Source organism: Nibribacter koreensis, from assembly GCF_039541795.1.
Lineage (GTDB): Bacteria > Bacteroidota > Bacteroidia > Cytophagales > Hymenobacteraceae > Nibribacter > Nibribacter koreensis.
This window is the reverse complement of sequence record NZ_BAABGX010000003.1, coordinates 683885-703844: the sequence shown is the minus strand read 5'-3', so window position 1 is coordinate 703844 and position 19960 is coordinate 683885. Positions and strand designations below refer to the sequence as shown.

General features: G+C 49.2%; 18 protein-coding genes and 1 tRNA gene. 8 read left to right on the top strand and 11 right to left on the bottom strand.

Translation table 11 applies throughout. The features are described 5' to 3' along the window. Positions 1-5 precede the first annotated feature (5 nt). Positions 6-389 (top strand): response regulator, encoded by a 384-nt coding sequence (locus tag ABD880_RS18360; protein ID WP_345169471.1) that lies wholly within the window; start codon positions 6-8, stop codon positions 387-389. Positions 390-512: 123 nt separating this feature from the next. On the opposite strand, the gene ABD880_RS18355 is transcribed toward ABD880_RS18360, so the two are convergent. From ABD880_RS18355 to mltG, 7 genes are all read right to left on the bottom strand, one after another. After that, positions 513-923, bottom strand: coding sequence for a hypothetical protein (locus tag ABD880_RS18355; protein ID WP_345169469.1), 411 nt, complete (start codon positions 921-923; stop codon positions 513-515). A gap of 183 nt (positions 924-1106) precedes the next feature. Then, positions 1107-1191 (bottom strand) — tRNA-Ser (locus tag ABD880_RS18350). A gap of 81 nt (positions 1192-1272) precedes the next feature. Continuing rightward, a complete protein-coding gene (locus ABD880_RS18345; RefSeq protein ID WP_345169466.1) occupies positions 1273-3096 on the bottom strand; it encodes a DUF4153 domain-containing protein in 1824 nt (607 codons plus the stop codon). 57 nt (positions 3097-3153) lie between these two features. Then, positions 3154-4083: a YihY/virulence factor BrkB family protein gene (locus ABD880_RS18340; RefSeq protein WP_345169463.1), complete on the bottom strand. Its 930-nt coding sequence runs from the start codon at positions 4081-4083 to the stop codon at positions 3154-3156. Next, on the bottom strand, positions 4080-4493 hold the full coding sequence (locus ABD880_RS18335; protein WP_345169460.1) for an acyl-CoA thioesterase: 414 nt from the start codon (positions 4491-4493) through the stop codon (positions 4080-4082). Before ABD880_RS18335 ends, ABD880_RS18340 begins: the two co-directional genes overlap by 4 nt. Positions 4494-4612: 119 nt before the next feature. Next, entirely contained in the window at positions 4613-5284 is a 672-nt protein-coding gene (locus ABD880_RS18330) for a DUF6624 domain-containing protein (RefSeq protein ID WP_345169458.1), read from the bottom strand. Between the two features lie 53 nt (positions 5285-5337). After that, a complete protein-coding gene (gene mltG, locus ABD880_RS18325; protein ID WP_345169455.1) occupies positions 5338-6426 on the bottom strand; it encodes an endolytic transglycosylase MltG in 1089 nt (362 codons plus the stop codon). A 308-nt stretch (positions 6427-6734) separates the two neighbouring features. Between mltG and ABD880_RS18320 the strand changes: the two genes are divergently transcribed. Next, on the top strand, positions 6735-7364 hold the full coding sequence (locus ABD880_RS18320; protein ID WP_345169452.1) for an L-threonylcarbamoyladenylate synthase: 630 nt from the start codon (positions 6735-6737) through the stop codon (positions 7362-7364). Positions 7365-7481: 117 nt separating this feature from the next. Here ABD880_RS18320 and ABD880_RS18315 read toward each other — a convergent pair whose 3' ends face one another. The 3 genes from ABD880_RS18315 to ABD880_RS18305 all read right to left on the bottom strand — a co-directional run bounded on the left by ABD880_RS18315 (position 7482) and on the right by ABD880_RS18305 (position 10241). Then, the gene (locus tag ABD880_RS18315) at positions 7482-7907 is read right to left on the bottom strand and encodes a response regulator (protein WP_345169449.1); all 426 of its coding nucleotides are present in this window, start codon (positions 7905-7907) and stop codon (positions 7482-7484) included. 152 nt (positions 7908-8059) lie between these two features. After that, the gene (locus ABD880_RS18310; RefSeq protein ID WP_345169732.1) at positions 8060-8926 is read right to left on the bottom strand and encodes a lysophospholipid acyltransferase family protein; all 867 of its coding nucleotides are present in this window, start codon (positions 8924-8926) and stop codon (positions 8060-8062) included. A gap of 304 nt (positions 8927-9230) precedes the next feature. Then, positions 9231-10241, bottom strand: a complete 1011-nt coding sequence (locus ABD880_RS18305) for an LLM class flavin-dependent oxidoreductase (protein ID WP_345169447.1) — start codon at positions 10239-10241, stop codon at positions 9231-9233. A gap of 885 nt (positions 10242-11126) precedes the next feature. On the opposite strand from ABD880_RS18305, the gene ABD880_RS18300 reads away from it, so the two are divergent. The 6 genes from ABD880_RS18300 (at position 11127) to ABD880_RS18275 (ending at position 19238) form a co-directional block, all read left to right on the top strand. Beyond that, a complete protein-coding gene (locus tag ABD880_RS18300; RefSeq protein ID WP_345169445.1) occupies positions 11127-11732 on the top strand; it encodes a WbqC family protein in 606 nt (201 codons plus the stop codon). Between the two features lie 107 nt (positions 11733-11839). Next, entirely contained in the window at positions 11840-14440 is a 2601-nt protein-coding gene (locus ABD880_RS18295; RefSeq protein WP_345169442.1) for an ATP-dependent Clp protease ATP-binding subunit, read from the top strand. A 240-nt stretch (positions 14441-14680) separates the two neighbouring features. Continuing rightward, the gene (locus ABD880_RS18290; protein WP_345169439.1) at positions 14681-16243 is read left to right on the top strand and encodes an acyl-CoA carboxylase subunit beta; all 1563 of its coding nucleotides are present in this window, start codon (positions 14681-14683) and stop codon (positions 16241-16243) included. A gap of 80 nt (positions 16244-16323) precedes the next feature. Further along, the gene (locus tag ABD880_RS18285; protein WP_345169437.1) at positions 16324-17394 is read left to right on the top strand and encodes a M42 family metallopeptidase; all 1071 of its coding nucleotides are present in this window, start codon (positions 16324-16326) and stop codon (positions 17392-17394) included. 129 nt (positions 17395-17523) lie between these two features. Further along, positions 17524-18090: a GNAT family N-acetyltransferase gene (locus ABD880_RS18280; protein WP_345169434.1), complete on the top strand. Its 567-nt coding sequence runs from the start codon at positions 17524-17526 to the stop codon at positions 18088-18090. Positions 18091-18449: 359 nt separating this feature from the next. Continuing rightward, positions 18450-19238 (top strand): ABC transporter substrate-binding protein, encoded by a 789-nt coding sequence (locus tag ABD880_RS18275; protein WP_345169432.1) that lies wholly within the window; start codon positions 18450-18452, stop codon positions 19236-19238. A gap of 92 nt (positions 19239-19330) precedes the next feature. Here ABD880_RS18275 and ABD880_RS18270 read toward each other — a convergent pair whose 3' ends face one another. After that, positions 19331-19873, bottom strand: a complete 543-nt coding sequence (locus tag ABD880_RS18270) for a DUF4142 domain-containing protein (RefSeq protein WP_345169430.1) — start codon at positions 19871-19873, stop codon at positions 19331-19333. Positions 19874-19960: the final 87 nt, after the last annotated feature.

Below are 19960 nucleotides of genomic sequence, written 5' to 3'. Positions count from 1 at the left end.
CCGATATGAAGTTTTGTATAGTGGATGATGACCCTATCAGTATTTTCTTGACTCAGCATTTAATTGCGGCAGAGGGAATCTCCACTATTGAGACGTTCCAGTTTGCCGAAGAAGCCGTCAACTCCTTGCTGCATCGTCCTTGCACAGAGGCCCCTGACGTGTTACTGCTGGATTTGAACATGCCCGTCATGAGCGGTTGGGAAGTGATGGAAGCCCTTAAACCCATTGGCGAGGAATACCATAAGCGTTGCAAAATCTACATCCTCACCTCTTCCCTGGACGTGTCTGATTCTGCCAAGGCCGAAGACCATCCCCTGGTGAGCGGCTTTATTTACAAACCCATCACTGAGGAAGACATTAAAGTACTCATTGCTGACAAAGTAGGGTAAATTTAGATCATCTCCCCACCTGTTTTGGCACCTTGCCTTGAGCGCTACTCAAGCACTGCTACTTGCGCGTCTTCCGTGCTCGCTGCCTGTCACGCATACAGGTCTGACAGAGCAAAACAATCACTAGCCCTCAATACCCGCCTGGGTTAGCCAATCAACAGCTGGCTCAAGCTCTGTGAAGCTCTGGAATTGAATGAGTAGCTTGGTATCATTGAACACCCTCTTTACCACATGCTCTTTGAAGAGATTAGAAGAGGCAACCCTGGCAATCTTCTGGACGCGCGTGGTGGCAAGGCTTTTCACAAAATGTGATATGATGGGCGCAAAGGTCTCTTCCTGCACTTCTACCTGCGTACCGCGGGCGTCAAACAGGAGCTTTTTGATGTCGTAATTACGGGTACACTCCACTATAATGCCAAAAGACCTGCTTATCTCTGTGTTGAGAATATCTTCCACAGGCGGAAAATTAACAGTTAAGATGTCTGTACTTGGCGTGTAATGTAGTGTTAGAAACCCACTTTTGTAGATTATCATTTTTTTGGGGGAAGGCTGTAGTCTGTTGGCAAACGCCACTTCACTGCTAATCGTTACAAAAGGATGTAGATAGCAGAGCACGGCAGCTGGCCTTAATAATAGAAGACGCCCCCTTGAAGGGTTGCAAATGGGCAAACAAAAAGCCCTGTAACGGATAGTTACAGGGCTTTAAGATTTTACTCGCAGAGAGAGAGGGATTCGAACCCCCGGACCCGCAAAGGTCAACGGTTTTCAAGACCGCCGCATTCGACCACTCTGCCATCTCTCTAAATGTGTTACAAAAGTAAGGGTTGCAACTGTATGAGTCAAGCCCCACGGCAAAAAAATCTTACTTTTTTTACGCATTTGCTTACTTTTTCAGCTTAATCAAGAGTTTGCCCTGTAGGTTACTCATGTGGAATTTGCCCTTCTCTTTTTCAGCTTGCAGGTTGGTGATTTGTAGTGCCACTACCAGAGCGTTTCCTTCTACCCTGAATAACAATTCTTTAGCCGGCAACTGCTTGGGAGTGCCATGTGTTTTGGCCTGTCTTTTATGGACCTGAATGATGCTGTCTAATGAAATGCGCAAAGTCTCCTGCTTAAAATTAATTTGCACCGCATTTTCGGGCTCAGATAAAATAACCTTTAACTTATCTGGTCCCAACATGAATTCTTCTTCACTTTTTTCTTCCAGATACCTAAAATCATTAAAGCTCACCAGGTAATCATAGCCCTGTATGGCCACCACTTCGGCATCTCTTGCATGCATAGAAAAGTAATTGGCGTCTATTGTTTCAACAGTCTGTGACATGCGGGTGTATTGCAATCCCATCAAGGCTAACACGTCATCCGTTATAGGAGCTTTTGAGCCGTACCTGGGCTTTTTGGCGAACAAGGAATCCATAGGCATCCCAAACCATCCGCGCACCGACTCATACTGGTGCATTTCGCCTAAGTATTCCACGATGGACGTAATCTCTGCCGCCGCTGTGTCTGGAATCTCCTTCTTCACTTTTTGAACCTTCCCGTTCACTAACAGTTGATGCTGCATCAAGATTTCCTGCAAGCGGCCCGTCTGGCTTCTCTGCGACACTGAGAAAACGCCCCACGGTCCTACAGCCACCAAAAGAGCCAGCGCGCCCAAGGTCATGGGAATGAACTTGATATTCTTCTGCCTACTAAACAAGAAATACAAAGCCACCGCCAACAGCCATAGCGCCAAGGCTAAGACTATATAGCGGTTCTCAGTAATGCCATAGTCTCGCACACGCCGCCAGATGGCCAACAGCAAAAGAATCAGCAAGGGAAAGAGGGCGCGGTAAAACCACTTGGCGAAGGTGCGGATCCAGCGGTTACCTTCGTTTTCTCTTACCGGATGGATTAAGAGAAGCGAAAAGATGCCGGCCGTAGAGAAGCCCAGCACCAGGTAACTCACCCAGCCGCGCGGCCATTCCCACTGCACCAGAATCTTACCCATGTAAGCATACAGAATGACCAGATACAGCGTGACCAGCGGCAGAAGCACAAACTGCGTGAACAGCTTCAAGCCTTTCGGATAATCGGTCACCTGCTCTAATGTATTTGGATTGGGCACCCCCGCCAGGAAAAACCAGGTATTGAAAATGCCCACCATGAAAATCCAGAGCTTCGGGTAGATTTTCTGGTCAATCTTGACGTCAAAGAGCTGGTCAAAGGCCATAAGTGCTAACAGCAACCCAAGGAACAGCACAGCTGTGTAAAGCGCTGCCGTGAGCAGTCGCAGGAAAAGGCTTTTATTGAACTGCCAAAATCCGTTCTCCACCTTCCAATTCAAATAAGCGGCAAAGGACGCGGCCAGATGCAAGGCGATCATCCAGAGCAGGTACCGCATCATTTCTTTGAAGGCGGGCTCCTGGGGCAGGAAAAAGTAATAAGTCGCTAACAACAGAACGCCCAAAGCCATAAGTCCCCAGCGCAATGCAGGCTTGTTTCCCTTCCGCTCAGAATAGAGCTCCAGCACGAAAAACAGAATCAATCCCAGTGCCGAAATGATGGCCAGTTTAGGCAAGATAGATTCCTCACGGCTGTCCCGGTCAATCATGAGCCACACCACGGTGGTGCCCATCATGGCAGAAAGCAACGTGAACGGAAAACGAAGGAAGGTCTGGTAGGCGGCTACGCCAATTTCTTTGAGGGGCAATCTGGGCAGGGCCATGAGCGGGATATCTGTTTTTGCCCTGATTTCAGGAAAATAGGCCAAAAACGCAAATCCTTAGCGCTTCTCTTTCTCCAGCCGCTTGGTGATGGTGTCTATGCTGATGTTCACCTCAAAGCCCAAAATAAGAATCATGCAGACAAAATCCAGCCAGATCATCAAACCAATGAGCGCGCCAATGGAGCCGTAGAATTTGTTGTAGGTGTCAAACTTGCTGATGTACAAGGAGAACAGCATGGACACCAGAAAGATGAGGATGGTCGCTACTACTGATCCCGCACTCACAAACGGCCACTTGTCATGAATGGCCGGCACGTAATAGTAAATCATGGACGTAGCCAGGAAGAAGAGCAGAATCACGGCCACGTACTTTAAAATCACAATCAAGGTGTAGGTAAAGGCTTCTGTGACCACCTCATAAAACACCAGAATGTCTAAGATGTACGTCCCGAAGAAGATGGCACTGATGCTAATCAACAAAATCACCGCTAGGGCAGCCGTCAGCAAGGTGGCAATCAAACGCTTACGCAAGTAGGTTCTGCGCCTGAAGGTCTTGTACTTCTTGTCAAAGGCGTCCATGAGGCTCATGATGCCGTTGGTAGACAGGACCATGGCAAACAAGAAACCGAAGGAAAGCAAGCCCCCGCGCGGCGTGTTGATGATGTCTTCAATGGTCTCGGCGGCGGCCAGGTAGATTTCCTGCGGCATGACGTCTCCCAGAAACTGCAATATGTCCTGGTCCAGGTTGCCCACCGGAATGTACGGGATGAGCGTGAACAAGAAGATGATGGTAGGGAAGATGGCCAGCGTAAAGTTGAACGCCATGTAAGAGGCCCGCTTGGTCAAGGAGTCCAGCTTGAGCTCATCTATCATCACCTTGATGACATGGTAGACGCTTACCTTGCCTCCCATAAAGCGCAACTGCTTTAAGAAGACAATGAACTTACGGTAAGGCCGTGAGCTGGTAAAGGTCTGGTAGACGTTCATGCGGTAAAGTATACGTCCATTTTGTCATGAATCCCGTGCGGAATGGCCGTGGGCCGCCCGGTTTTCATGTCCACAAACACCATGGTGGTCTCGCCTACGTTGAGTAGTTCCTGGGCCTCGTTGTACACCTCGTACTCAAACTTGATACGGGTACCTTTGGGTTTCTCCTTCACCAGTAGTTTAATGGTGAGCATGTCATCATAGCGCGCGGGGCGTATGTACTTGCAGCGCATCTCCAGCACAGGCATCATCACGCCCTCGGCCTCCATCTCTTTGTAATGGATGCCCAGGCGGCGGAACGTCTCGGTGCGGGCCACCTCATAGTAGGCGCCGTAGTTGCCGTAGTAGACGTAGCCCATCTGGTCGGTTTCGGCGTAGCGCACTCTTATCTGTACCTCTGATTCAAACACGTTCCTGTCTTCTTAAGCGGTGAATAGCTATTCGTTTTTGGCCTGTTTCTGGTAAAACAGCCTAAAAACGATTTTGGCGTTTACAATAATACTAGAAAGAATGGGAATTGCGGTATTGTTTAGTGAAACCTGACCGGGTTGGCCGGAAGTTCCTCTTTGGGGTTGTAGATGGCATTGAGGCGTTGGGCGTTCTCTTCAACAGTGTTGGTGAAGCCGGCAGCTTTGCGGCGCTCGTTCACTTTCTCTGGGTTCTCAATCGGCCAGATTCTGTTTTTGCCGTCCGGGCTCTGCATGCTGGTGGCCTGGGTGCCGTATATCTGTTTTTTGCCCTGAAACATAAGCAGGCGGTCTTCCATCATGGCGGCCAGGGTTTTGTTGGCCTCCCCTGCCTGCGCCAGCCTTTTCATCTGCGGGAAGTAGGTTTCAATCACTTTTAAGGGAGCATGCTGTATGACGAAGAAAATGCCTTCGGCGGCCTTCTCTCCTATCTTGCTCTGCGGCAGCCAACCATACTGTTGTAGAATCTTGAGTACCTTGCCTTGGTTCACAGAGTCCACTTGTTGCATCTCTTTGAAGAAAGCGTTCATGTCTTCTTCCTTCACTGAGCTCATCTTTTGCCTAACGCCTTGGTCTGCATCCAGAATCTGCTCCAGTTCCACGCGCAGGGCCTCATACGGAATCTGCTTGGCTGGCTTGGGCTGGGCACAGCTTACGTTGACCATGGCCACCATAAATGCCATCCAGAGGACGCGGTAGAAATTATGCATGGAGATAGAAATGAGTGGAAACAAAAAATCCGTTTTTGGCCTATTTTCATAAAATCAGGCCAAAAACGGATGCTGGTTTATTTCATGATCTTGCGCTGCGTCAAGGCGGCCTGGTAGCGGCGGGCGTTGCGCAAATGCTCTTCCATGGTAGTGGCAAAAGCATGGTACCCAGAGAAATCCTCCTTGGCGCAGAAGTACAGGTATTCCGTTTCTTCCGGGTTTAACACCGCCTCTAAAGAAGAGATGGCTGGCAGGTTGATGGGTCCCGGAGGCAGGCCTTTGTACATATACGTGTTGTACGGCGAGTCCTTCTTCAAATGCACGTTCAAGACACGTCTGATGCCAAAATCGCCGTTGGCGTACACCACTGTAGGGTCTGCCTGCAAGGCCATGTTCCGCTCCAGACGGTTCAAATACACACCCGCAATTTTAGGGCGCTCATCTGCATGGATGCTTTGCTCAGCTTGGACAATAGAAGCCAGAATGGAAACCTCGGTTTTAGAAAGGCCAACGTCTTTGGCTTTGGCTTCGCGGGCTTTGGTCCAGAAGTTGTCGTACTCCTTTTTCATGCGCTCCATCATCTCATCTGCCGGCGTGGTCCAGTACATCTCATAGGTGTTGGGGATGAACATGGTGAGGATGGTGGTAGTGTCAAAGCCCAGCTTTCTGGTAAACGACGGGCTGTTCAACAAAGAGTCAATCTCGGCGGGCGAGGCATTGATGAAGCCGCTCAGTTTCTGGGCCAGGTCTTTCTTGAGGCGCACGTTGGTATACGTGAGCTTAACCGGATCTTGATCACCAGATCTTAGCTTGGCAATTAAGTGGTAGTTGGTTAAGCCGTTTTTGAGTTCATAGCGGCCGGGTTTTACAAGCTCTGGATAATCCATGAGTTTGGCCATAAAGCGCAGAGACAACTTGTCTACAATTACTTTTTTGGAGTCAATAGAGTCCATGACCTGCTCATAAGTGGCGCCTTTGGGGATGAGCACATACACGGGCTCTCCCTTGTTCTCTACGTTGGGCGTGTACACAATCTGGTACGCATAGTAAGAGAAGCACACAAACAGGAACATGATCAAGACCAGCGCATATGTCCATTTACTGGTTTTCTTGGGCGTACGTGACCTTCTTGGTCCGGGCGTAGCGGGCGTATTTAATTCTGACATAGACTGCAAAGGTACGAATTTAATGTGCTAATGAGTAAATGTGCTGAGGTGCTAATTGTATCAAGAAAGGCATCCAGAATTTATGGATGCTTACCTCTAGAAAGTGCATTTGCGTTTTTGCCTTGTTTTGGAGAAAACAGCCTAAAAACGCAAGTCTTACATTAAGCGTATGCACAAACCTGATAAAGGTGCTGCTTCTATCTTAAGGCTTAACCCAATTAGATTACTGACAACCAAAGACAGTTTAGTTGTGAGCCAATTTTCAAATTAGCACCTTAGCACATTCAACCATTAGCACATTAACCAACATGGCACAGGCTACCTTCCTGAAAATCCACCCCGACAACCCGCAACCCAAGGCCATGGCCCAGGTGGTGGAGGTCCTTAAAAAAGGCGGACTGGTGATTTACCCCACAGACACTATTTATGGCCTAGGCTGTGACCTGCACAACGTGCGCGCCGTAGAGCGCCTCTGCCAACTGCGCGGCCTCAACCCCGCCAAAGCGCAACTGTCTTTCATTTGCAGTGACCTGACCAATATCTCTGAATACGCCCGCATCTCTACCCAGACCTATAAGGTGATGAAGAAAGCACTGCCCGGCCCGTTCACGTTTGTCTTGGAGGCCAGCAGCAAAGTACCCAAGATTGGCGGCACCCGGCGCAAGACCGTGGGCATACGCGTGCCAGACAACGCCATCTGCCAGACCTTGGTAGAACAATTGGGCAACCCCATCATCAGCACGTCTATTCATGACGAGGACGAAGTAGTGGAATACACCACTGACCCTGAGTTGATCTATGAGAAGTACCGCAACCTGGTGGACCTGGTCATTGACGGCGGGTACGGCAACAACATAGCCTCTACCGTGGTCAACTGCGAGAATGATGAATTTGAGGTGTTGCGCGAAGGAGCCGGAGACATTCAAGAATTTCTGTAGAAATTCTCAGTCCTGAGTTCTTAGTCGCGAGTCTTGATTCAGATATACAAAACGAGCAGAGCCCGAAGACTTGTCTTCGGGCTCTGCTCGTTTTTGACTTGTTTTCTGGAAAACAGGCTAAAACTGATTTTTTACGGGGTCACTATGGACGGTGGCCAGGAATTCGTTTAGGTCCTCCATCCTGAAGGGTTTGGTAAAATAGCCGTCTGCCTTTAGCTGGAAAGCTTTCTCTACATCGTCCTTTTTTCTGGAAGAAGACAGCATGACCACCAATGGCTTTTTGGTAATGTCCAGCAGGTCTAGCTCCTTTAAAAACTCAAAGCCTCCCATCACGGGCATGCTGATGTCTACCAACAAAACCGAAGGAAGGTCACTGGAATAGTCTGGGTCACCAAAGTAGCTTTGCACAAACGTAAGGGCCTGCCGCCCGTTACGTGCGGTGCAGAGCTTTTCTGCTAAATCACTTTTCTTTAGGATGCGGTGGGCAAGGAAGGTAGCGGTGGGGTCGTCCTCAACGACCATGATCAAATCTAATTTTTTCATTGTTACTGCAGCGGGGAAGTGAGAGAGCGGGTCATAGGGTTAGCCTAGGCTCCAAGTGCCTCCTCTCAACGCACCCTTAACGTAGAAAACAGAAAAGCGTCCAGCTTTTTATTAAAAAATTATCGAATATTTTTCTCTTTATCGTTCGCGGCTCAGGAGGCGGGATTGACTTGGTCTGCGGGCTTCTTGTGTTTCCAGCGTTTATGGGACCAGAGGTAGTCTGCGGGGTTGGCCTCAATCCATTGTTCTAGTTGTCTGGCAAAGGCGTGCGTGACAGGGTTTTTCTGGTCAACTTCTTTGTCTTGCCCAGGTCCAAACAACTCAACAAACTCAATCTCAAAATACCCCCGGCGCAGGTGTTTCATGGCCACAAAAAACACCGGATAGCCAAAGGATTCGCGCAGGCGGTCTCCGCTCACGTAAAAGGCCGTGTCTTGGTGCAGGAACGTGGTCCAGAACTGAATGTGCCCGTACGGCGGCACCTGGTCTGCCAGCATGGTAAACAACCTGGGCTGGTTTTTGTGCCGAATCATGTGCCGCAGCGTGTCTTTCATAGGCACCAGCTTGATGCCAAACCGGCTGCGCAGAAATACCATGAACGCCTCAAAAAACGAACTGCTCAAGGGTTTGTACACCCCGTCAATGGGATAGGCAAACTTCAAATTGCCCGCCGCCGACATGATTTCCCAATTGGCCAGGTGGGCGCCCATACCAATAACCTGCTGCCCTTGGGCTAGATAGGCGTCGGCGCGTTCATGGCCCTTGAAATGTACCCGCTTTTGCAATTCCTCTGGCGAGATAGACACCATCTTTAAAGTCTCCACAATCACGTCACAGAGGTTTTTATAGAACTGCTTTTCAATCTGGCGGTGTTCCTGCCGGGTCCTGGCCGGGAAAGACCGCTCAATGTTCTGGCGCACTACTTTCTTGCGGTAGCCAATCAACTGGTACAACATCACATACAGAAACGTGGACAGCGCATATAGCACTGAAAAAGGCAACATGGAAATCCCTTTCAAGAACCACCAGAGCGGCAATTGACTGGCCTTAAGCGTGGGCCTTGTTTGGGTATAAGGAGGTTCAGTTTTGATAAGTTTTCGGGAAAATAGGCCAAAAACGATTGCACGCCCCTAGCCGGTGGTTTCAAATATCTTCGAAAGTAAAGATTAGCCGCCGCATCAACAAGCGGAACCAGTGGTTCTTGCCTGCTTACTTGCCTTGAGAGCCTTTGGCCTGGTTTTACTGATAAGGAGCAATCCATAAAAAAAGAAAGGCAACCAATCTTTTAAACTGGTTGCCTTTCTTATACTTTCCTAAAATCCCTTATTCCTTCTTGAAGAAATCAGACAGAATCTCATAAGAGCGCAAACGGTCTTTGGGCTCAAAGATGTTAGAAGCCACCATAATCTCGTCTACCTGGGTTTCATCTAAGAACGTCTGCAATTCTTGCTGCACGGTAGCAGGGCTGCCTACAAAAGAATATCGCAGCATCTGCTGCACGGCATAGCGTTCAGAGGCGTCCCATAGTCCGTCCATGCTCTTGACGGGCGGCAGCATGCGCTTACCGGTTCCCCGCACTACGTTCAGAAACGATTGATACAAGGTGGTAGACTGGAACAACGCCTCCTCATCCGTATCGGCAGCAATGACGTTCACGCAGGCAATGGCGTAGGGTTCTTTCAATTTGCCAATGGGCTGAAAGCTTTCGCGGTACATGTGCAGGGCGGCCTTTAAATGAGAAGGCGCAAAGTGGCTGGCAAACGCATAGGGCATGCCCAGAATACCCGCCAGTTGCGCCCCGAAGGTACTGGAACCTAAAATATAGATAGGAACGTGGGTGCCTTCGCCGGGCACGGCACGTACTTTTGCATTGGGGTCCACGTCTCCCAGGTAATCGCGCAATTCTACCACGTTGTTCGGGAACTCATCTACCGTACCACGCAGATCTCTGCGCAAAGCCATAGAAGTGCTTTGATCCGTACCGGGCGCACGGCCCAGGCCTAAGTCAATTCTGCCAGGGTACAGACTCTCTAGGGTCCCAAACTGCTCAGCCACCACCAGAGGCGCATGGTTGGGCAGCATGACACCGCCGGAGCCTACGCGTATGTTGGAAGTAGCCCCCGCCACATGTCCAATCAGGACCGCCGTGGCAGAACTAGCAATGCCTACAAAGTTGTGGTGCTCGGCCATCCAGTAGCGCTGGTAGCCCCATTTCTCCACGTGCTGGGCCAGTTCTACGGTATTTTTAAAAGAGTCTGCCGGGGTCTGGCCTTCGCGCACGGGTACCAAGTCTAGGACAGAAACCGGTATATCACTTAGTTTTTTATTCGCCATAACATCTAATCTTTCTGGTCACCCCTTCTTGTACGAGTGACAGGTTATAAGGCAAAAGTACGGGGCTTAAGTTCTGTCATGGTCATAAACAGCCGTTACTAAAAGGATACTACTATTAAAGTCTTGAGTCGCGAGTTCTGAGTCTTGAGTCTTTTTGATTGTTGGTTGTTGATTGTTGATTGCTATTCAAATGTCGTTTTTGGGCAGTTTTCTGGGAAACAGCCCAAAAACGGAACGGCTCCGTCCCATTTGCCCCGAGGGAGAAGGTTAGTATGAGGTAGTTGGCGCTGTTGGTTGTAGAGACAATGGCACTGCACTGCCTTGTCTCTCACGCGTTGCTTTCTTTTTATGGGTTGATCTGCACGTGTAAACACCCCCCTTCGCCCCCCTCAAGGTGGGAGTCTGCGAGTAGTAGCCGTATTGGTGTAAAGGCTCGTTTGGGCAACCCTCAAAAGGGGAATCACTACTAGCAAAGGCCTTAGCTATAGGCACCCGAATCCAGTCTTTCCGTCGAGTCGCCTAAGCAGGTTGCCGCCTCTGAACCGGCCTGCGGTCATATCACAGCAAGAGCCGTCAATTACTCAGGGAAGAAGCCATGCAAAGGAGGCAAGCTGGTACAGCGCGAGGCGGGAAGACGGGGCCTCGCGGCCGTGAGCGCTTGGCGGAAACAATGAAACAAGGTAGCATAAGGGCACCGGAAGAAAGAACCTTCTCAGGGATAACCAACGCAGGCGCACAACCTCCCACAGTAAGAACCTATTTTAAAGTAAGCATCTGCTTTTGGTCTATTTCCCAGAAAACAGCCAAAAAACGCTTTCCTACCATACACAACTCAATACATTCAATTATTTCCTTTACTTGCAGCCATTCCATTTTGCGTACCGCATGCAATTACTGACAGAACTACACTACCATCCCAGCATAGCCTGGTTCCAGAAAGCCGTCCAGGCAGAGGAGCTACTGCTGGAAAGCCAGGAGCATTACCAGAAACAGAGTTACCGCAACCGTTGCCACATCTTAACGGCTCAGGGACCGTTGCCTCTCACCGTGCCTGTCAAAAACGGGAACAAGAAAATAAAGGCGCTGGACGTTGAGATAGAGTATGAGCAACGCTGGGTAGACGTGCACTGGCGCACCATCAAGTCAGCGTACGGCAACGCGCCCTTCTTTGAGTTTTATGCAGACTATATTCAGGCGGTATATGAGAGGAAACCAACGCATCTGTTTCAGCTCAACCAGGAGTTGTTAATGCTGTACCTCAAGTTCCTGAAACTGAAAACACCCATCAGACTCACAGAAACATATGAGCCCGCCTACCCTGCCCCGGTGCTGGACCTGCGCAATGCGCTCCACCCCAAGCGGGAGCCTGACAATTTGGACATAAATGAGTATGCGCAGGTATTTGGCAAACAATTTGCACCTAATTTGAGTATACTGGACTTGTTGTTCAACCTTGGGCCAGAGGCATCTCTTTACTTGCAGAACACTTAGTTTTCTGTGAACATTTGCCCTCCGCTACTTGTTAAAACTCTAGCGTGGCCATTGCCACCAACAAGTGCCGCTAACGCACTACAACAATTTACTAGACAAGAACTTACATGGAAGCCAAATTCTCTAATAGAGTGAAAGAGGTGATCTCTCTCAGTCGCGAGGAAGCAATCCGCTTAGGCCATGACTACATTGGCACAGAGCATTTGCTTCTGGGTATGATCCGCGAAGGAGAAGGCACCGCCATTGCTTTGCTTAAAAAACTAGGGGTGCCCATGGAGGAGCTCAAATATTCATTAGAGCAAGCCACCAAAAACACTGCTAGTCCTAACACGAACATTACTGGAAGTATTCCGCTCACAAAGCAGACAGAAAAAGTGCTCAAGATCACCTACCTGGAGGCCAAAATCTTCAAGTCAGACATCATTGGCACTGAGCATTTGCTCTTGTCTATTTTGCGGGATGAGGATAATATCTCATCACAAACTCTAGCCAAATTCAACGTGAACTATGAAGCCATCCGGGATTCGTTAGACTATCATGCTAACAACCCACTCGCATCCTCAGATACAGACGACAACGACGACAACGACAAGCTCTTCGGCTCTTCTTCTAAGGGAGCAGCCGGCAGCGCGGCCAAGAAAGGCGCCGAGAAATCCCGTACTCCGGTGCTGGACAACTTCGGGCGTGACTTGACCAAGCTAGCCGAAGAAGACAAGCTGGACCCGATTGTGGGCCGCGAGAAAGAGATTGAGCGCGTAGCGCAGGTCTTGAGCCGTCGTAAAAAGAACAACCCAATTTTGATTGGTGAGCCAGGTGTTGGTAAAACGGCCATCGCCGAAGGCCTAGCCCTGCGCATCATCCAAAAGAAAGTATCAAGAGTGTTGTTCGGGAAGCGCGTGGTAACGCTGGACCTTGCCTCTTTGGTGGCAGGTACCAAGTACCGCGGTCAGTTTGAGGAGCGCATGAAGGCCGTGATGAACGAGTTGGAGAAGTCTCCGGACGTGATTCTGTTCATTGATGAGTTGCACACCATTGTGGGTGCCGGCGGCGCCTCTGGTTCTCTAGACGCCTCCAACATGTTCAAGCCAGCCTTGGCGCGCGGCGAGATTCAATGTATTGGTGCCACTACCCTAGATGAGTACCGTCAGTATATTGAGAAAGATGGTGCATTGGCTCGTAGATTCCAGGTGGTAATGGTAGACCCTACCACGCCAGAGGAGACGATTGAGATCCTGCACAACATCAAAGACAAGTACCAGAACCACCACCACGTTAACTACACAGACAAGGCCATTGAAGCCTGCGTCAAGTTAAGTGACCGCTACATGTCTGACCGTTTCTTGCCAGACAAGGCCATTGACATTTTAGATGAGGCTGGTGCCCGCGTGCACATCAACAACATAATTGTCCCAGAAGATATTCTTAAACTTGAGGAGTCTATTGAGAACATCAAGGAAGAAAAGAACCGCGTGGTGAAAAGCCAGAAGTATGAAGAGGCGGCTCAACTGCGGGACAAAGAGAAAAAACTGCTTGACCAGCTAGAAACGGCCAAGAAGAACTGGGAAGAAGAAACCAAGAAGAAGCGTTACACCGTGAAGGAGGAAAACGTGGCCGAGGTAATCGCCATGATGACCGGCATCCCTGTGAAGCGTATTGCCCAGAAAGAAAGCTTGAAACTCCTGAACATGGGCGAAGAGCTGAGCGGCAAAGTGATTGGCCAGGAGAAAGCGATCAAGCAGTTGGTGAAAGCCATCCAGCGTACGCGCGTGGGCTTGAAAGATCCTAAAAAACCAATCGGTTCGTTTGTCTTCTTAGGCCCTACCGGGGTTGGTAAGACAGAGTTGGCTAAAGTACTGGCTACCTATCTGTTTGACAAAGACGACTCTCTGGTGCGCATTGACATGAGTGAGTACATGGAGAAATTCTCTGTATCTCGTTTAGTGGGAGCGCCTCCAGGCTACGTGGGTTATGAAGAAGGTGGCCAGCTGACAGAGAAAATCCGTCGTAAGCCTTACTCTGTGGTATTGCTGGATGAGATTGAGAAAGCGCACCCAGACGTGTATAACCTGTTGTTGCAGGTGCTGGATGACGGCGTGTTGACAGATGGTTTGGGCCGCAAGGTAGACTTCAGAAACACCATCATCATCATGACCTCTAACATTGGAGCGCGTGACTTGCAGGACTTCGGGGCTGGGGTTGGTTTTGCCACCAAGACCCGCACAGACAACGTGGATGAAATCATGAAGGGCACTATTGCCAGCGCCTTGAAGAAAACGTTCTCGCCTGAGTTCCTGAACCGTTTGGATGACGTGATCGTGTTCAACTCTCTGGCTAAAGAAGATATCCATAAAATCATTGATATCTCGTTGGCCAAGCTGCTAAGCCGCGTGAAAACCTTGGGTTACACCATTGAGATCACAGACAAAGCCAAGGATTTTGTAGCCGAGAAAGGGTATGACTCTAAGTATGGGGCTAGACCGTTGAACCGTGCCATCACCAAGTACATGGAAGACCCAATTGCTGAGGAAATCCTGAAAGCGGAGTTGGCTCAAGGAGACGTGATTCTCATTGACTACAAAGAAGGCGAGGAAGAACTAACCTTTAGCAACCGCAAAGGCGAAAAATCTTCTGTGCCAGACACTTCTGATGAGATTTCAGAAACACCTTCTGAAGAGACAACGCCCACAGATGAGAAGTCCAAAGACTAATCATTTATAGATTTAAAAAAGGCTGACAGACAAACTGTCAGCCTTTTTTGTTTTTAGGCTATTTTGTGGAAAACAGGTCAAAAACGTGCGTCTTCTCTCAAAGGATGTTTAACAAATCAAGGCTCCTGCTAAATAAAGGGCAGGAATCTACCAGTAACCTTAAGAAAAGCGGGGTGAAAATTTCGCGGTGGCTTATACTTTCCTAAATTTGGTTTCTTGTATCAACATCAAACTGCTTCAATGTCAGACCAGACGATATCCAACAGTAAATTTGAGATTTTAGACCGCAAAAACGCAGAGGCCCTTTTAGGCGGAGGCCAGGCCCGCATTGATGCTCAACATAAAAAAGGCAAACTCACCGCCCGTGAACGCATAGACTTACTCTTAGACGAAGGCTCTTTTGAAGAGATTGGCAAGTTTGTCATGCACCGTTCCAAAGACTTCGGGCTGGACAAAGAATACTACTTAGGTGACGGCGTAGTGACCGGCTATGGTACCGTGAACGGCCGCTTAGTATATGTCTTCTCTCAAGATTTCACCGTGTTTGGCGGTTCCCTTTCTGAAACCCACGCTGAGAAGATCGTTAAAATCATGGACCTGGCCATGAAGAACGGTGCGCCCGTGATTGGCCTCAATGACTCTGGCGGAGCCCGCATCCAAGAAGGCGTGGTTTCTCTGGGCGGCTACGCTGATATCTTCTACAAAAACACCTTGGCTTCTGGCGTGGTACCGCAATTGTCTGGTATCATGGGACCATGTGCTGGTGGAGCGGTTTATTCCCCGGCCATCACAGATTTTATCCTGATGGTAGAGGATACCTCCTACATGTTTGTGACTGGCCCCAACGTGGTAAAAACGGTGACGCATGAAACGGTTACTTCTGAGGAACTAGGCGGTGCCAGCACGCACAGCACCAAAAGCGGCGTGACGCATTTCTCTTGCGCCAATGAGGTGGTCTGCATCCAGAACATTAAGCAATTGCTCAGCTACATGCCACAGAACTGTGAGGAGCTCCCTCCTGCCGTGCCCTATGAAGCCAAAGCAGATGAAACCCGCGAAGTCTTAAACAACATTGTCCCAGAAAACCCTAACCAACCGTATGATATGCGCGAGGTGATTGAGGGCATCATTGACGCTGGCACATTCCTGGAAGTGCACAAGAACTTCGGGGAGAACATTGTGGTAGGCTTTGCTAGACTAGCCGGACGTAGCATTGGGATTGTGGGCAATCAGCCAGCCGTATTGGCAGGCGTATTGGACATCAACGCGTCTACCAAGGCCGCTCGTTTCGTGCGTTTCTGTGACTCGTTCAACATTCCGTTGCTGGTACTGGAAGACGTACCGGGTTTCTTGCCAGGCACGGACCAAGAGTGGAGAGGCATCATCACCAACGGCGCCAAATTACTCTACGCCTTCTGCGAGGCCACCGTGCCGCGCGTGACCGTGATTACCCGTAAAGCCTACGGCGGCGCCTATGACGTGATGAACTCCAAGCACATTGGCGCTGACCTGAACTACGCCTGGCCTACCGCTGAGATTGCCGTGATGGGTGCCAAAGGGGCCGCAGAGATTATCTTCAAACGTGAGATTGCCGCCTCTGAGGACCCAGAAGCCAAGCTAGCCGAGAAAGTAGCCGAGTACCAGTCTAAGTTCGCGACGCCGTACAGAGCCGCTCACCGCGGGTTTGTGGATGAGGTGATTTATCCTTCTGAGACCAGATCCAAGCTGATTAAGGCGTTTAAAATGTTAGAAAACAAAGTGGACCAGTTGCCTAAGAAGAAACACGGCAACATTCCTTTGTAAAAACCATATAACCTTCAGGGCTGAGCGCAGGAAACTGTCCTCGGCCCTTTATATTTCTATTAGATTTCTACTTAGACACCATGAGACAAGAATCTTTTGATTTCTTAAATACCTACCTCAACAACGCCGCTCCTACTGGCTTTGAGGCCCCGGGCCAGAAGTTGTGGTTAGACTATATTAAACCATACATAGATGACTATTTTGTAGACACCTACGGCACTGTGGTGGGCGTCATCAACCCAGAGGCCAAATACAAAGTGGTCATAGAGGCGCACGCTGATGAGATCTCCTGGTTTGTAAACTACATCACCGCCGAAGGCTACATTTATGTGCGCCGCAACGGCGGGTCTGATGCGGTGATTGCGCCTTCTAAGCGCGTGAACATCCATACCAAAAACGGCCCTGTCAAAGCAGTGTTCGGCTACCCGGCCATTCACGTGCGCAAGCCAGAGCAGGACAAAGCACCAACCGTGGAAACTATTTTCCTGGACTGCGGCGCCGCCAACAAACAAGAAGTAGAGGACTTAGGCATTCATGTGGGCTGCGTCATCACGTTTGATGATGAGCTGTGGGTGATGAACGACAAGTACTACGTAGGCCGCGCCCTGGACAACCGCATTGGTGGTTTCATGATTGCTGAGGTAGCACGTCTATTGAAGGAAAACGGCAAGAAGCTTCCGTTTGGGTTGTACATTGTAAACGCGGTACAAGAGGAGATTGGCTTGCGCGGCGCAGAGATGATTGCCCACCGCATCAAACCAGACTTGGCCATCATCACAGACGTGACCCATGACACGCAGAGCCAGGGCTATGAGAAAAAAGCCCACGGTGATTTGCATTGCGGCAAAGGCCCGGTACTCACCTACGGCCCGGCTGTGCAGAACAACGTGCTCAACATGCTTATTGAGGTGGCTGAGAAAAACGAGATTCCGTTCCAGCGCGCGGCCGCTACCCGTGCCACTGGCACCGACACAGACGCGTTTGCCTATTCTTCCGAAGGGGTAGCCTCCGCCTTGATTTCTCTGCCACTCAAGTACATGCACACCACCGTAGAGACCGTGCACAAAGAAGACGTGGACAACATCATCAAGCTGTATTATGAGTTCTTGTTGCAGCTAGAGGCAGACCATGATTTCCGCTACTTAAAATAATCGTTTTTGGCTTGTTTTCCAGAATATAGCCCAAAAACAACGAGTATCTCTTAGACCTGTGAAGTACTACTCTTCACAGGTCTTCGTATTTTTACTCCACAGACTTTTACTTCTTGCTTTGTCACTACCATGCAACTACAGACTCCGCGGCTTTTATTAAGAGAATTTAAGGAAGACGACTGGCACTTCACCAATCTGTATGAGTCTAGCCGGGAGGTGATGCGGTACCAGACCAGTGAGGTAAGAGACGCCGAGGAAAGCAAGCGGTACCTACAGCAGTGCTTGGAGGAAGCCAAGGAAGATCCGCGCACCATCTTTGACCTGGCCATTGTCATTAAACAGACAGACATGTTAGTCGGGCGGGTGGGCATGAAGGTGGACTATGACGCCGAAGAAGCCGCACTCTGGTACATCCTCCATCCTAACTACTGGGGCAAAGGGTACGTTACAGAAGCTGCCCAAGCCATGGTTAACTTCGGGTTTACGGAGTTGCACCTACACCGCATCTGGGCTGACTGCGACCCACGCAATACGGGTTCCTACCGCGTCATGGAAAAACTAGGCATGCGGCGCGAAGCCCATTTCAAGGAAAACATCTTCATAAAAGGCGAATGGTGCGACTCTTACATATATGCCCAATTAAGCCGCGAATGGAAGCTAGCAAACGCCTCAATAGCTGATAGAGATTTTGAGTAGAGTCTGTTTTTGGCCTGTTTCCCGTAAAACAAGCCAAAAACGAACAAACCCTCCCGCAAACTTATATCTTGTGGGTATAGAGCAAGTTTTCAACTTGCGTTGCCCACCTGCTGGTTAACGCAAGTTGAAAACTTGCCCCATTATTAACTCCAAGTCACAGACTTGAAGCAGTGTTCTTAGTATCATCTGTATAGTCTGTCCACAAAACCCCCAGTCAAGCCCGAGATGTGCCACTTCTAGGATGACAAATGTAGGGACTGGAGACTGGGACGAATCTGAAGATTTAGAGATGACGGCTAGGGCGGATTAATTCTTAATTCTTAATTCTTAATTCTTAATTCTTAATTCTTAATTAAAAAATGGTGTTTACAGACCAAATGGGGCGTCAGGTGAACGTACCCTCATTACCACAACGCATTATTTCTTTGGTACCCTCTCAGACCGAACTGTTGTTTGACCTAGGATTGGGTGACCGGGTGGTGGGCGTGACCAAGTTCTGTATTCACCCAAAAGAGTTGGTCAAAAGCAAAACCAAGATTGGCGGCACTAAGAATTTTAAACTGGATGTGATAGACCAACTCCAACCAGACCTGATCATTGGCAACAAGGAGGAGAATTACCTGGAAGGCATTACCGCTCTCCAACAGAAATACCCAGTCTGGATGAGCGATATCTATACGCTAGAAGATGCCCTGATCATGATGGAGCAGGTAGGTAGAATCAGTCAGGTAGAGAACAAGACCCAAGAGCTCATCACTTCTATTAAAAGTCAATTTGAGGCAATTAACCCTATTCAACCAGCCGTCACAGCCGCTTATTTTATCTGGAAGAACCCTTATATGGCCGTGGGCGGCCACAACTTCATAGATGACATGCTCACTCGGTGTGGCTTTGTGAATGCCTTGCAGCACCTGCCCCGTTACCCTGAGGTGACGCCAGAGCTATTGAAGAAGCTCAACCCACAAGTGATTCTGCTTTCCTCAGAGCCCTTCCCATTTCAAGAAAAGCACGTGCAAGAATTTAAGGACATTTGCCCAGACGCCAGGGTATGGATTGTGGACGGGGAGATGTTTAGTTGGTACGGGAGCCGTTTACAACATGCGGTGCCATACCTGCAAAACGTGATTAAAGAAATATCCAATAGTTAGCCTGCCAATACGGTCAAGGTGAAGAGTAGGCATAAAAAAGCCCTCCTGCTCAGATGGCAGGAGGGCTTTTTTTATTTATATGAGGTCAATCCTTATTTAGGAGTTACCATGGCCATTTTCAAGTCTTGGGCTTCTTTCAAATGCTCCTTTAATACTGGTAACACTTGGTCAATGAAAGACTGAATCTCGGCGTCTTTCAATTCTTTGTCAGCTTCTTCATACAAGGCTACCGCTTCTTTCTGAGCAGCAATCTGTACGTCAATGAACTCTTTGTCAAACGATAAAGAATCTGACTTCTCTAGGTTGGCAACCAAGGTCTTTTTCTCCTCGGGCAAAGTCTGGCTTACCTCTACGTATTTTCTCTTGGCCAAATCCTCAAGCACCGGGCTGGTTTTTGAGTGCACGTTTGAGATGGTCATCCCATAGTCACCCACTGCCTCAGCTTTACTTTTATCTGTGGCCAGGATACCCGTCACAATCCCGAAGTTATCTGTCTCCACAGCTTTCTGCAGGAATTGAGCTACTTTTTTAGTGTCTTCCTTTTGAGCGGCCGTTGGCTCTTGTGAACAGGCTACCAATGAAACACCACCAAACAAAAACGCCGCATTCAGGATCCAAACATTATATCTTTTCATAGCTTTCATACTCAGGTTAGTTTTGTTGCTTATACGGTAAACATCTTACCGTGTTGGAAAAGTTCACTTACCTGATTGCAAAAACCC

Excerpts from the sequence above, each read along its gene's own strand:
- ABD880_RS18295 (WP_345169442.1), top strand. The coding sequence starts at position 11,840 with ATGGAAGCCAAATTCTCTAATAGAGTGAAAGAGGTGATCTCTCTCAGT.
- ABD880_RS18315 (WP_345169449.1), bottom strand. The coding sequence starts at position 7,907 with ATGAAAAAATTAGATTTGATCATGGTCGTTGAGGACGACCCCACCGCT.
- ABD880_RS18280 (WP_345169434.1), top strand. The coding sequence starts at position 17,524 with ATGCAACTACAGACTCCGCGGCTTTTATTAAGAGAATTTAAGGAAGAC.
- ABD880_RS18270 (WP_345169430.1), bottom strand. The coding sequence starts at position 19,873 with ATGAAAAGATATAATGTTTGGATCCTGAATGCGGCGTTTTTGTTTGGT.
- ABD880_RS18290 (WP_345169439.1), top strand. The coding sequence starts at position 14,681 with ATGTCAGACCAGACGATATCCAACAGTAAATTTGAGATTTTAGACCGC.
- ABD880_RS18285 (WP_345169437.1), top strand. The coding sequence starts at position 16,324 with ATGAGACAAGAATCTTTTGATTTCTTAAATACCTACCTCAACAACGCC.
- ABD880_RS18355 (WP_345169469.1), bottom strand. The coding sequence starts at position 923 with ATGATAATCTACAAAAGTGGGTTTCTAACACTACATTACACGCCAAGT.
- ABD880_RS18320 (WP_345169452.1), top strand. The coding sequence starts at position 6,735 with ATGGCACAGGCTACCTTCCTGAAAATCCACCCCGACAACCCGCAACCC.
- ABD880_RS18345 (WP_345169466.1), bottom strand. The coding sequence starts at position 3,096 with ATGGCCCTGCCCAGATTGCCCCTCAAAGAAATTGGCGTAGCCGCCTAC.
- ABD880_RS18305 (WP_345169447.1), bottom strand. The coding sequence starts at position 10,241 with ATGGCGAATAAAAAACTAAGTGATATACCGGTTTCTGTCCTAGACTTG.
- mltG (WP_345169455.1), bottom strand. The coding sequence starts at position 6,426 with ATGTCAGAATTAAATACGCCCGCTACGCCCGGACCAAGAAGGTCACGT.
- ABD880_RS18275 (WP_345169432.1), top strand. The coding sequence starts at position 18,450 with ATGGTGTTTACAGACCAAATGGGGCGTCAGGTGAACGTACCCTCATTA.
- ABD880_RS18360 (WP_345169471.1), top strand. The coding sequence starts at position 6 with ATGAAGTTTTGTATAGTGGATGATGACCCTATCAGTATTTTCTTGACT.
- ABD880_RS18300 (WP_345169445.1), top strand. The coding sequence starts at position 11,127 with ATGCAATTACTGACAGAACTACACTACCATCCCAGCATAGCCTGGTTC.
- ABD880_RS18340 (WP_345169463.1), bottom strand. The coding sequence starts at position 4,083 with ATGAACGTCTACCAGACCTTTACCAGCTCACGGCCTTACCGTAAGTTC.